13 protein-coding genes are annotated in these 13,996 nt (G+C 33.4%); all 13 read left to right on the top strand.

Annotated elements, in window-relative coordinates; all coding sequences use genetic code 11:
- Positions 1–117: 117 nt before the first annotated feature.
- Complete coding sequence (locus ES674_RS08565) at positions 118–2,145, top strand: histidine kinase (RefSeq protein ID WP_148403513.1); 2,028 nt, start codon at positions 118–120, stop codon at positions 2,143–2,145.
- A gap of 3 nt (positions 2,146–2,148) precedes the next feature.
- Positions 2,149–2,907, top strand: a complete 759-nt coding sequence (locus tag ES674_RS08560) for a LytR/AlgR family response regulator transcription factor (protein WP_148403512.1) — start codon at positions 2,149–2,151, stop codon at positions 2,905–2,907.
- A 177-nt stretch (positions 2,908–3,084) separates the two neighbouring features.
- Complete coding sequence (locus tag ES674_RS08555; RefSeq protein WP_148403511.1) at positions 3,085–3,936, top strand: hypothetical protein; 852 nt, start codon at positions 3,085–3,087, stop codon at positions 3,934–3,936.
- Between the two features lie 394 nt (positions 3,937–4,330).
- A complete protein-coding gene (locus ES674_RS08550) occupies positions 4,331–5,566 on the top strand; it encodes a hypothetical protein (protein ID WP_246125996.1) in 1,236 nt (411 codons plus the stop codon).
- A gap of 167 nt (positions 5,567–5,733) precedes the next feature.
- Positions 5,734–6,441, top strand: coding sequence for a fibronectin type III domain-containing protein (locus ES674_RS08545; RefSeq protein ID WP_148403510.1), 708 nt, complete (start codon positions 5,734–5,736; stop codon positions 6,439–6,441).
- A gap of 73 nt (positions 6,442–6,514) precedes the next feature.
- The gene (locus tag ES674_RS08540; RefSeq protein WP_246125995.1) at positions 6,515–7,672 is read left to right on the top strand and encodes a BspA family leucine-rich repeat surface protein; all 1,158 of its coding nucleotides are present in this window, start codon (positions 6,515–6,517) and stop codon (positions 7,670–7,672) included.
- 389 nt (positions 7,673–8,061) lie between these two features.
- Complete coding sequence (locus ES674_RS08535) at positions 8,062–8,556, top strand: BspA family leucine-rich repeat surface protein (RefSeq protein ID WP_148403508.1); 495 nt, start codon at positions 8,062–8,064, stop codon at positions 8,554–8,556.
- Positions 8,557–8,707: 151 nt separating this feature from the next.
- Positions 8,708–9,274: a hypothetical protein gene (locus tag ES674_RS15815; RefSeq protein WP_246125994.1), complete on the top strand. Its 567-nt coding sequence runs from the start codon at positions 8,708–8,710 to the stop codon at positions 9,272–9,274.
- Positions 9,275–9,646: 372 nt separating this feature from the next.
- Positions 9,647–10,972 carry an IPT/TIG domain-containing protein gene (locus ES674_RS08525; RefSeq protein WP_170233979.1) on the top strand — a complete coding sequence of 442 codons (1,326 nt, stop codon included), beginning with the start codon at positions 9,647–9,649 and terminating at the stop codon, positions 10,970–10,972.
- Between the two features lie 130 nt (positions 10,973–11,102).
- The gene (locus ES674_RS08520; protein WP_148403507.1) at positions 11,103–11,825 is read left to right on the top strand and encodes a lipocalin-like domain-containing protein; all 723 of its coding nucleotides are present in this window, start codon (positions 11,103–11,105) and stop codon (positions 11,823–11,825) included.
- Positions 11,826–11,873: 48 nt separating this feature from the next.
- Positions 11,874–12,437, top strand: coding sequence for a hypothetical protein (locus tag ES674_RS08515; protein WP_148403506.1), 564 nt, complete (start codon positions 11,874–11,876; stop codon positions 12,435–12,437).
- A 375-nt stretch (positions 12,438–12,812) separates the two neighbouring features.
- Positions 12,813–13,367, top strand: a complete 555-nt coding sequence (locus ES674_RS08510; protein WP_148403505.1) for a ferritin — start codon at positions 12,813–12,815, stop codon at positions 13,365–13,367.
- Between the two features lie 212 nt (positions 13,368–13,579).
- Positions 13,580–13,993 carry a hypothetical protein gene (locus ES674_RS08505; RefSeq protein WP_148403504.1) on the top strand — a complete coding sequence of 138 codons (414 nt, stop codon included), beginning with the start codon at positions 13,580–13,582 and terminating at the stop codon, positions 13,991–13,993.
- Positions 13,994–13,996: the final 3 nt, after the last annotated feature.

Below are 13,996 nucleotides of genomic sequence, written 5' to 3'. Positions count from 1 at the left end.
GCGTTTTGAAAGATGACACCAATTTTCAGGAAATTTCAAATGACCAAATACTAAATCAAAACAGCGGAATTCTAAAAACGATTAAATGTTTCGTTTAAGAATGGTATTTTAGCTATAATGATCAAAACCATCACTTTAGTTATTTGTTTTCTTTCTTTTGGGTTTACGCCACTCTTTGGGCAAGTTATGGCCGATTCTATTCCAATTAAACTGGAATTAATTAACAATAAACATGTAACGGCAATCCGCACTGACAAAAGCAGCACTTTTAAGGAAATACAAGAACAAACCATTTGGAAACCTTATGATGCAAGTTATACGGCATCTATAGAAAAATCTCTTTGGCTAAAATTTGAAATTGAAAATAGCTCCAAGGATACGATTTCAGTCTACCTGTTTAGTGACCATGCGTATACGCTTATTTATCAGCAAATAAACAAGGACTATAAAAATTTCAAAAATGGTTTGCATATACCCTTAACAGAACGTACCAATAAAAAAGAACGAGTTTTTACGGAGGTAATTGTTCCACCGTTTCAAAAATCTCAAATATATGTCCGAATGGATATTAAAAGAGTAAAAGCACATCAAACGCCGGCTATTTACTCGGAAATAGGATATTGGAAATCTGTTTCAAGTATGTATAACGACCAACAAAATTCCATTGGTTTTATTTACTTTTATATTATTGCTCTTGCCACCATCCTTGTTTTTTCTTTAGTGTTTTGGTTTCGTTTAAATAAAAAACTCTACCTGTACTATATAGGTTATTTGTTCTTTCAAATTATCTATGGTTTTTTAGTGCTTAATTATACTCTAGCACCGTTCCCTAATTTTTTTAAGTACACACCAAATCTAGCATACAACTTATTTGAACCCGTTCAGTTCATATTTATTGGCTTTTATATACTATTTATAATGCAACTTTTACAAGTAAAAAGATATGATCATTTACTGGCAAAAACCCTGCATTATCTCGGCATCATTTGTTTAGTATACGCCGTTACTAATCTAGCTTTTAGTTATTTTATACTGGGTGGTAAATACTATGTAATAATCTTTACCATTGTCAGATTCATTATACTTCCTATAAATTTCATTCTTATTTTCTGGGTAATTTATAAAGTTAAACATCCCTTGCTTAATTATTTTATAATAGGTCAAACCTGCTTTTTTGTGGGTGCGCTATTGAGCACTTACATAGCCTACAACAACTTACATTTTGTTACTGGTCATTTCTTTAACTTTAAGGAATCACCAAATATTATATTTCAAATCGGCTTGTTAGCCGAAGTATTTTGCTTCTCCTTGGCTTTAGTCAAAAATGTGCTTATACTTCAGAAAGAAAAAGCGGAAACTAACGATGCATTGATAAAACAGTTGCAAGAAAATCAAATGCTACAGCGAGCCATGAATTTAGAATTAGATGGAAAAGTTCAAAAAAAGACGGATGAGCTTATTCAATTGTATTCAGAAATAGAACGAGAACGGGAGCAAAAAATAAAGGATGATTTCACCCAAAAAATTCGGGAAACAGAAATGATAGCATTACGCTCCCAGATGAATCCGCATTTCATCTTTAATAGTATGAGCGCTATTAAAAGCTTAATAATGACCCAACGAAATGATGATGCGATTTCCTATCTCGACGATTTTTCAAGCCTGCTGCGTGGAATTTTACAAAACAGTAATCGACAAAAAATTACAGTTGAAGAAGAATTAGAAATTTTAGATTTATACCTCTCCATAGAAAAAAGTAGAATAGGCCCTAATTTTAATTACACCATTCAGGTAGAATCAAAAGAAACACTTTCACAATATGAGATTCCCCCACTTTTATTACAACCAATAGTTGAAAATGCTATTTGGCATGGTCTTCAGCCCAGCTTAAAAGCCCATAAAAAATTGGATATTATATTTGATACAACCCGAAATTTAAAAATAATTATTGAGGATAATGGCATAGGTAGAAAGGAAAGTGCTAAAAAGAAAAAGCTGCATGAATCTATGGGTACAACAATTGTACAAGACCGGTTAACATTATATAATCATTTAAATGAACATAATATCCGATTCAAAATAACAGACTTGGCAGAGGGTGACACTTCATTAGGAACACGAATTACTTTAACTTATAATAATTAAGCCATGACAAAAATTATAATCATTGACGACGAAAATCATTGCATAAATGTGCTGGAGAATTTAATACAGAAAGTTCATGCTGATTATACAATTATTGGGGTTTTCACAAATCCTTTAGAAGGTTTAGAGTTTATTAAAAGGAATCCACCAGATTTATTATTTCTGGATATTGAAATGCCCAACCTCAACGGTTTTTCTTTGTTGGACAATTTACTACCAATAGATTTTGATGTAATTTTTACAACGGCTTATGATCAATATGCTATAAAAGCATTTCAATATAGCGCCATTAATTATCTATTAAAACCGATATCCGAAAAAAACATTGTTAAAACACTATCTAACTGGGAAAAACGCCGGAATAAAACAAGTACTAAACAATGGCAGCTATTGCAAGATCATTTAAAAGATTCCAGTAAAGACTGTTTTCAAATAGCCTTACCTACGGGAGTTGGATACCAAATTGTGGAAATTCAAAATATTATGCGTTGCCAATCAGACAGCAATTACACGTATATTTTCTGTAAGGATAACAATAAGGTTTTAATCAGTCGAACCTTAAAAGAAATTGAAGAATTACTAACAAATCACGGTTTTATTCGGGTACATCAATCTCATTTAATAAATCCAAAATTTGTAAACGGTATTTTAAAACAAGATGGCGGAAGCTTAATAATGCATGACGAGGCCGAGATTCCTGTTTCCAGACAAAAATCTAAACAGATAAACGAAATACTTAAAACCATGCTACGCTTTAAATAGTTCATAATCAATTACTTCTTCAAATTCAAGTTCAAATTCAAATTCAAACTTAATTACTCCAAAAGTTTACCTAATTCTAACCCATAGCTGTCAAATACTAAATGACCATTGGATTCTTTGTGCCTGATGGCTAGGTTTGTAAATACCTAGTAATTAACGCCTTAAAACTTAAAGAGCATGAGAAAAATTTATTTATTATCAATAATAACATTCCTAATTTTCGCCTTTATGGCGCCGTTACAAGCACAACGTGGCTTTATAAAACGGAAAATAAAGAAGGATATGAAGGAGAAATATGCCGAACCACAAAAAGAGAAAGGTCGAGAAGCTTTGGAAGATATTACTTATGAAAACGATTCCCGCTACCCCATTCCAGAAAATCCAGTGCAAGCTACTATGGTTATGGAAACTCGTAATTATAAGAATAATGGTAAACTAAAGGAAACCATGACTGTTAAATTAGTTTTTGGTGAAACTGGCGAATGTATGATCATGAACGAAGGCGAAAAAAATGAAACGCGCATGCTTTTCGATTATAAAGGTGCGGCTACTTATATGATTAACACGAAGCAAAAAACAGCGACCAAAATGCCCATGATAAACTTTCAAAAAATGGCTGAAAGAATGGCAAGACATAATACAGATTTGGATGATGATGCGGGTAAATGGCAACGCACTGACGAAAAACAGGAAATACATGGGCATAAGTGTATTAAATATATATACACAAATGATAAGGAAAAAACTAAAATGCATGCCTGGGTTACACAAGATATTAGTATCGATTTAAGTGGTAATCATCTTTTTGGCGGACAGATTAGAGATTTTTCTAATCTGTCATCTGAAAAGTCCACTAAAAAGATTGATGAAAACTTCCCAAGAGGCATGATGGTAAGAGGCATTTATTTTGATAAAAATGGTGATACACCAAGCATGCAAATGGATATTACAACCTTTAAAAAATCATCAGATCCAATTTATTTTGACTTAAGTGATTATAAAGTAAGCGATATTTTAGGGCAATTGTAAAATTTTAAATCTTAGAATCTTTCAATTTAAAATGCTGATTAGATTACAGAATTCTTTGAGTCTTGAATACGCGTTGCTAGAATATTGAAAACACAATTCATCCTGTTTTTATTAACGTTGATTTCCATTTTTAAAAAATTGTTTTAATTTATGTTAACCATTCTTATTTAAAAACATAAATCTATTGGAGAATGCATTCCCACTAAAAAAACATTATTCGAAAAACTCGAATTTTGAAATAAACAGCTTAATTGAAATAGATATCAAGCTGAATTCTAATTCAAATGAATCAAATACTCTTTGATACGCTCCAAATACGGTCTATGTATTGTGTAGGAAATTACAGATGCTATTTTTGTTAAGCTATTATTAATTAAATAAATATATAATAAACATGAAAACCCTAAAGATTACATTTAAACCAGTGCTGTTACTATTATTAATGGGCTTCGCCTTTTCTAGTTGTAGTAGTGACGATGACCCCTTAACTGAAGAGCCGCCTCAAGCTAATAATCCCGCCATAGTTTTGGACTGTGATTATTTCAGTTCAGGTAATATTCATTTAGAAAACGTTCCTGGTGCTCCCATAGACTACATTATAAGTTGTGACCCAAAAATTAAAGGCGATATACTTATAGATGCTGGCGTTGTTATTGCATTCGAAAAAAATGCAGGTTTACAATTTATTGATGATGCCAATTACAAAATAGAAATGAAAGGTACATCTCAAAACCCAATTATTCTAACAGGAACAGAAAAAATTAAAGGTCATTGGAGAGGCTTATTATTATCTACTGATAATGCTTCAAATGTTATGAATCATGTAACGGTTGAATATGCCGGTCAAATACGTCCTGGTGGCTGGAATTATAAAGGCGCCGTAATTGGTGCTTGGGGAGGCGTTATGGATTTTAATAATGTTTCCATTCGAGATTGCCAAGAAATAGGCTTGCATTGGGAAGCTCGTGCTGGTAATTTAACGTTAGCAAACTCAACCTTTACTAGAAACGATGTGCCAATTGTAACCAATGCAAATCACATCAATTCTATTGATGAAAGTAGTACTTATTCGGGTAATGTAAACGATTATATTCGATTGGAACATACTGGCGCGGATAAAGACATTACATTCCATAATATTGACATACCTTTTTTCTCCAACGGTTTAAATCCTAATAATTCAGCTAAACGCACATTTACATTTAAACCAGGTGTTACAATACTAATGGATGCAGGAAGCGAAATGTATTTTCAAGGTGCATTCAGGTATCAACACGAAACGATAATGGTTGGTACCCCGAATGACAGAATTACCATTAAAGGAAAAGAAGATGTTGCTGGTTACTGGAAAGGGTTAAGTATTTTATCTGACAGCCCGCTTAATGAAGTCAGATTTTTAGATATTTCCAACGCTGGTGAAACTATTGGGGATCCAAATGGCGCTATAAAATTAGGGAAAAGCGTTTTTTTAAAGTTGCACGATGTTAATTTTATTAATTGCTTTGAATATGGTGTTAGCCTTAATTATGGCCATGGTTATAATTTTAGTTTAGATTATAGCAACTTAAGTTTGGACAATACGCCAAAACTATTTTCTGATCATAATGGAGTTGAAGTGACAAACCCTTAATGATCATCATTATAAATAAAATGGTTTATTTCTCACCTCGTGGTTAATCTAATAGAGTTTATAAACCGTTCCTAAATAAAAGCACCTTATGTACTTTCGCGAAACACACGTGTTAATAAAACACAAAGGTGCTTTTTTTTAGGATTAACAAACAAAATATTATAAAAATGAAAATATTTAAAAACAAATTTAATTTTTTACTTTTCTCATTGCTTCTAGGCTTTGTACTTAATAGTTGTAGTTCTGATGATGACGGTTCAATAGCAAACCAAGCACCAAATAACTTTAATGTCGTGGATGTGGCTAATGATGCCGATTTACAACTTCAATTATCTTGGGAAACAGCAACAGACCCAGAAGGCGATGCAATTAGCTACCAAGTTTATTTGGATACTCAAAATCCACCCCAAATGGCAATTGCTAATAACTTGAATGCAACTACTTATAGCATACAAACGGATTTACAACCAGAAACCACATATTACTGGATGGTTATAGCAAAAGATGCAAATGGAAATACAACCCAAAGTAATATCGATACGTTTACAACCAGAGAGCTCACTACTGGAGAGACCTTAATAGGAAAATGGTATTTTGAAAGTCAGGCTGGATCACCGCCGTTGTCAGAATGTAAAAAAAATGCCTTTATCAATTTCACAGAGGACCTATTCTTTCAAATAACTAACTATGACGAAGATACTGATGGAAACTGTGTGCTAATGAATAGTGCAAATGGTACCTACCAAGTAATTGATAGATTTCAGTTTGAGGTGACAGGGAATGGCACTACTGAAATTTGGAATATTCAGTCTATTTCATCAACCGAACTGGTAGTGAATTATGTTGGAACAATAATAACATTTATTAAAGCATAATTAAAAATGAGGCCGTTTCAATTATAAATTTAGGATGGCCTATTTTAATTCAACAATGAGTAATAAAATAAATATGAAACGTTTACAAAATAATTTTAAGCCTTTGCTGTTTTTAGTATTAGCTGGATTCGCTTTTACAAGTTGTAACAGCGATGATGATAATTCGCCTACAAGCCCTGAACCAACATCCTATCAGGTTTCCATAAACGCGTCCCCAAGTAATGGCGGAACCGTATCCCCACAAAGCGGTGAATTTGAAAAAGATCAAGTAATAAACATAACCGCAACACCAGTGCAAGGCTGGGAATTTAAAGAATGGCAAGGAGATGTTACAGGTATCGATAACCCTATTCAATTTGCGGTAAATGCAACTAAAAATATAACAGCCGTCTTTGAAAGAGACTTATTTTATTTAGCAGATAACGGGGTAACCATCATGGCACCAAACGCAGCTGTGGGAGGTACTGGGGTAATAAATGGCATTACATACACAAAACGCACTGTGGACCAAATAACACCCGAAAATGCTGAAACAACCTGCACCAGTGGCATCACAGATATGAGTAACTTATTTAATGCCGCCAATACCTTTAATGGAGATATCAGTCATTGGGATGTGAGTACCGTAACTAATATGAATAATATGTTTCAAAGCACCGATGTCTTCAATGCAGACTTGAGCAATTGGGATGTAAGCAGCGTAACGAATATGGGCACTTTATTTAATAATGCACTGGTTTTTAATTCCGACCTCAGTAATTGGGACGTCTCTAGCGTAACGGTCATGAATGGTGTATTTGGTGCAGCTACATCCTTTAACGCAGACTTAAGTAATTGGGACGTAAGTAATGTTACAACAATGAGATCTATGTTTAATGGAGCCAGCTCATTTAATTCAGACCTGCATAGTTGGGATATGAGCAGCGTAACAAATACCGGATGGATGTTTTTTAATGCTAGTTCCTTTAATGGCGATATTACTGATTGGAATGTGAGCAACGTCACAGCTATGGATTTTATGTTTAATGAGGCTAGTAACTTCAATAGAGATATTAGTAATTGGAATGTAGGTAATGTTACGAATATGTTACGCATGTTTGCTGATGCGACTTCCTTTAACCAAAATATCAGCGGTTGGTGTGTGACAAATCTAACATCAGAACCCAACGATTTTGCCTCGGGCAGCCCTTTAAGCAGTAGCAATAAACCAATATGGGGCACCTGTCCATAAAACGTGCATGAGCTATCAATAAGAAATTGCTAAACTAGACACTGTTTGGACTATCATAAAAAACCGATCTTATATAATTAAACAATAAGGATGAAAAAACGTCAAATCAGTTTCAAATCCCTACTTTTTTTTAATAACTCTAGGTTTCGCTTTAACCATCCATAAAAGTTATATCCATGGTTTTACTGTAAACCAAACACCTAGCAATTTTAATTTACTTGAAATAGCAAACGGCTCGCAAAATGTAGATTTAAAACCTATTTTTTAATGGAGTGCCGCTTAAACTCCAAGTGGCAATGTTGTAAGCTATGATCTATCTGTGGGCACTAACAATCCACCAACAACAAAATTTACTTCAGTTATCAATAACACAATTGTTGATGTAACAAATGTTTTATGAGGCCAGTTCATTTAATCAAAATCTCAATAACTGGAATGTAAGCCATGTAACCAATATGAGTTTTATGTTTTGGGGTACTAACCAATTTAACGGAGATCTCAATAACTGGGATGTTAGTAATGTAACTGATATGAATCATATGTTTCACCAAGCAACCATTTTTAACGGCAATATTAGCAGTTGGGATGTAAGCAACGTAACAAACATGGAGGCTTTGTTTATGGATGCCAATGCCCTTAATCAAAGTCTCAACAGTTGGAATGTTAGCAACGTAACTAATATGGATGCTATGTTTTTTAATGCGAAAATCTTTAATGGCGATATTAGCAACTGGGATGTTGGTAATGTAACTATTATGAATAGTATGTTTAGTGGTGCTCGCGCGTTTAATTCAGACATAAGTGGTTGGAATGTCAGCAATGCAATAGATATGGACTATATGTTTCAAATTGCCTACACATTTAATCAAAATCTCAACAGCTAGTGCGTTTTGAATATTCCTACTGAACCTGATGATTTTGCTTCCGGTAGCGCTTTGAGTAATGATAATAAACCAGACTGGGGCAACTGCCCATAAAAATAATAATTTCACCAGCACTAACTCTAAATATTAAACCATTATAAATATTTTAAATATGAAAATGATAACATTTAAATTCAAACCCTTACTATTTTTAATACTAATAAGCTGCGCTTTTCTAAATTGCAGTAGCGATGATGACAATCCGTCAGCTACACCACCTAATAATTCTGGAACAAATCACACCTATGATATTACCGTCAATGGTCAGCGGTATAATGGTGAAGTAGACAATGTGTTTGGAACCGAGGGCGAAAATGGTGCTATTACAGCTGTTTCCACATATGGTCATGATAATGGTAAAACCATAATCGGTATTAGTTTATACAATAACGATATATGGATAGCTGGTACTTTTGAATACCCAGACGGACAAGACAACAATATCTCTTTAGATTCCAATTCAGATTCCACATTAGAATTTGCCCCAAACAGAGATATAGGATATGCTTCCCAATCAGGAACCGCTAAAGTAATTGTCGGTCAACAACTTGGAATGCCTCCAATGTCTGAACTTGACATGGAATTTGACGGTATATTCAGTTATACTGATGACAATGGTGACCTTAAAACAACCAACGCTTCAGGAACCATATCTATTAATTTGCCACCTGGATATTAAATACTATCTTTTTAGTAATCCTATGATTCTATAAAGTAGTCATACAAGAGTTAACCTTCATCACTCTTAAAAACAAAAAAAAACACTTCCCCCAACAGAGGTCTTTTTAACTAATTTTGTTAGCCATTCTGTTTTTAAAAACATGAAAGTACCATAATACAAACTTTTATGATGATAAAAACATACATGTTTTTAAGGTATACCGTAAAAATAGTTTTTTAAACTATAATTAAAATAACAGTAATGCTGAATACTAATTAAAACGTTACAAATACTAATTAATTCGTAACAAATATTGTCTACATATTGTGCAGAAAAACAATTAAAATTAGTTTTAAAAAGCTATTGTTAATTTCTTAAATAAAAATAAACATGAAAAGTTTACAATTTAATTTCAAATCTTTATTTGTTGTGCTAGCAATAGGCTTCATCTTTAGTGCCTGTAGTAGTGATGATGATGCTGATGATGCAAAACCAACGCCTACTCCAACAGCAACCTTAAATAATATGGTGCCAGATAGCGGACCCAAAGGAACCGTTGTTACTATTAACGGAAGCCATTTTGGAACAGACATTAATAATATTACCGTATATTTTAACGATGTTGAAGCTACTGTCCAAGCAGTAACCAACACAGAAATTACTGCAGCCGTACCAGCAAGAGCTTATACTGGCTTGTTAAAAGTTATGGTTAATAGCACGGAATTAATAGGTCCAGAATTTAAGTATATTATTTCAGAATTTCAAGTAAGTACGTTTGCAGGAAGTACTAATGGTTTTGCAGATGGAACAGGTATTGATGCACAATTTGATTCTCCAAGGGGAATAACCATCGATAATGCAGGAAACTTTTATATTGCAGACACCGAAAATCATAAAATCAGGAAAATAAATCCTAATGGAACAGTAAGTACCATAGCAGGAAGTATCGAAGGTGATGCTGATGGAACAGGTACTAATGCACAATTTAATGCTCCAGAAGGAATAGCTATTGATAGTCAAGGTAACCTCTATATCGCTGATAGAGACAATAATAAAATACGAAAAATTACACCAAATGGTGCAGTCACGACTTTAGCAGGAAATACAGCTGGCTACGCTGATGGGACCGGTGCAGATGCGCAATTTTACGGCCCGACAGGAATAACTGTTGATAATCAAGACAATCTCTATGTAGCGGATAATCGTAACAATAAAATTCGCAAAGTCACCCAAAATGGGATGGTTAGTACAGTAGCAGGTAGTAATCCTGGTGATACGGATGGAACAGGAACTAACGCACAATTTTATGGTCCACAAGAAATAACCGCAGATAGCCAAGGAAATCTTTACATAGCTGATTCTGGTAATCATAAAATACGAAAAATCAACTCAAGTGGTGAAGTTACGACTATAGCTGGAAGTATCGAAGGTAATGCAGATGGAACGGGAATTGATGCACAATTTTATATTCCAATTGGAATAACTTTGGATAGTCAAGGCAACCTTTATATAGCAGACAGCTATAATCACAGAATTCGAAAAATCACGCCTAGTGGTCTTGTTAGTACCATAGCTGGTAGCTCCCCAGGTTATACAGACGGAATAGGAGCAAGTGCTCAATTTTATTTCCCTCTTAAAATAATAATAGATAACCAAGACAATCTTTATGTTTCGGATAGAAATAATAACAAAATTCGCAAAATTACCCCAGAGTAAATAGTAACTTTTATCAAAACCAATAATCTGCTTTATTAATAAAAGTAGAAATGTGACTAGTAAATTGGTTCAAGTCGGAATTAATACTGAACAAACAAAACCTCAAACTATCACTAAAAAAAACTGAAAAATGAAAGCACATCAAAATTATTTTAAAATTCTACTACTATTACTCTGCGCAGGCTTTGCCTTAAACAGTTGTAGTAGTGGTGATGACAGTCCTGCAATAAACCAAGAACCAGGTGCTTTAACGCTCATTAAAGTTGCAGATAATGATACAAACGTAGCGCTTCAACCCATATTTTCTTGGAATATCGCGCCAGATACTAATGGCGATAGCGTTAGTCATGATTTTTATTTAGACACAAATAATCCGCCAACAACAAAATTAGCAGCCAATTTATCAGAAACCAGTTTTATGCTTCAAGACAGCTTGGATTATGATACAACCTATTTTTGGAAAGTAATCGCTAAAGATAATAATGGTGGCATAACAGAAAGTAGCACCTACTCGTTTACAACACAAGCAACCGTAGATCCAAACCTAATATTGGGCAAATGGTTTATTGATAGTGCAGAAGGTGCACCACCCTTTACAAACTGCGATAAACAAGGGTATTTTGAGTTCTTAAACAATGGTACGTATACTACTAAATTTTTCCTTGAAAATGATAACGGTGATTGTCTTCCTTGGACTGAAACTAATGGAACCTACGATTTAACAGGGCAAAATGAAATAACAACTACTAGAAGCGATGGAAACATATATCAACAATATGTGCTTTCGGTTACGGACACTCAAATGGTTCTCGATACAGGTAACAGTTCTATATACACGCTTTTAAAAGAGTAACCTTTCCAACATGAATCATTTTTTTTAATAAAAATAAACCTAATTATAATGAAAACACTAGCTAAATTACCCAAAGTCACCCAACTACTACTCTTTCTTTTCTTAATAAGTGTAGCAAGCTCTTGCAAAGAGGAAGAAAAAAACAAAGGCAGTTATCTTGGCTCTAGCCAGCGTGATGATATTTCAAAGCTTATTACGGAAACGGACATCCGCACCATATTCGATTTGAATAAAGACATAGAAATAGAACATAAGGAAAAGAAAAGCGCTATTTCATCATTTGATTGGAAGATGCCCAGTGAGCATAAACTTTTTTACGGTGTTAAACTAAACTTTGCGCGTGGTGATAGACGAAGTGCTAGTGAAATTGAAAAAATCTGGGAATTTCAAAACGAAAAAGTCTATAAAAAAAATGGCTTTCAAGAGGTTTCTGGCGTGGGAGATATAGCCACATGGAGTAAAATAGGTGGCGGACAATTACGCGTTTCTAACAACGGTTATATCTTTTTTGTATCCTTTTTTGTAACGCCAAATAAGGACAACCCATTAAGTACAGATGAAATGATTGACAAAACCACGGCTTTAGCACAACAAGTTGTTAAAAAAATGTAACACGTATTTTCAATATAACAGCATTTAAACAAATTATTAAATTGTTTTCATAAACTGCCTTCAAAAAGTGAATCACTATTTGGAGGTGGTTTTATTTTTAAAATGAGGAGTATCTTATTTGCCTGCATTTTAAGAAACTATAAATTCGATTGAATTTGAGACATTTATCATTATATTTTTAAAAGTTATATTACCAAATCTAAATTATTTTTAAACACATTACAGTTTCAAAGTAATGAACAATTGAAAGAATAATGTGAAAGATTAGATTTTTTTATTAAGATGAATTCCGTATTTGAGTTAAAATTTAATTCTAAATAGTTTAAATAATTAGGTCAAAATTCGGTACTTTATAGAAATTAAAAATCACATATTATGAATACCAATCGATTATCCAAAAAAATAGAAGAAATCTTAAACTTTCAAGTTACTAAAGAAGCTGAAGCCGCACAGATATATTTATCTTACGGGTGCTGGGCAGACAGTGAAGGTTATGGCGGTATAGCCAATTTCCTATTTCGTCATTGCCAGGAAGAACGCGACCATATGATGAAGGTTATGCAATATATCATGGAACGTGGTGGAACGGTACAAATTAAAGCTATTAAAGCACCTCCAGCCAATCCAAAAAACTTGCAAGAATGTTTTGAAAAAACCTTTAAACATGAAGTGGATAATACCAATGCTATTTATGACATTGTGAATTTAGCTCATGAAGAAAAAGATTGGGCAACTTATAATTTCGCGCAATGGTTTGTGAAAGAACAAATAGAAGAGGAGAAATTAGTTATGGAATTATTGGATAAATTAAAAATTGCCGGTGGTCCAAATGCCTCTAATGAATCTTTATTGACTTTAGATACGCAATTAGGAAAAGAACCAGACTCTGCACCTCTAGCTAGAGACGCTAGCATGGAAAATCCAGAATAACAAAAAAATTATTTTATACTTTTTAAAACATAAAACCCTTAATTTATAAGGGTTTTGTTCTGTGATTTTTTAGCTTTCTATTTATCTTTATAGAATAACCTGCTATTAGAAAAATTAGAAAATAGCAATAATATGCTTAATTCTGACTAATTTTAAAAATTTTGAAATAATAGCGAGTTGACTAAACCATAGAGCAGCATTACATATAAATAATGGATATTCAAATAATTAGATTAGTATTTGATTCAGGGCTTTTGGTGCTTATATGGCTGGTGCAACTAGTAGTATATCCGAGCTTTTTATATTATGAAAAACAAAATTTACTGATATGGCACAAAAAGTATACCGCGGGAATTTCCATGATTGTTATGCCTTTAATGTTTGGACAGTTAATTATAGCTTCTATGCAATGTATACAATTAGCCACCGCTCAAAACATAATAAATCTTATATTAGTTATGGCGGTTTGGATTATAACGTTTTTGCAATTCGTACCCATTCATAATAAAATCACCCAAAATTTAGCATCAGAAAGCTTATTAAAACGGCTTGTAAAACGAAATTGGTGGCGAACCATTTTATGGACGCTTATATTTTGTTGGAGTATATTCAGTCATCTACACTAAATA

This window comes from Bizionia myxarmorum (assembly GCF_008086205.1).
GTDB lineage: Bacteria > Bacteroidota > Bacteroidia > Flavobacteriales > Flavobacteriaceae > Algorimicrobium > Algorimicrobium myxarmorum.
The sequence above is the reverse complement of the archived record's forward strand: the minus strand, read 5'-3'. Positions and strand labels throughout refer to the sequence as shown.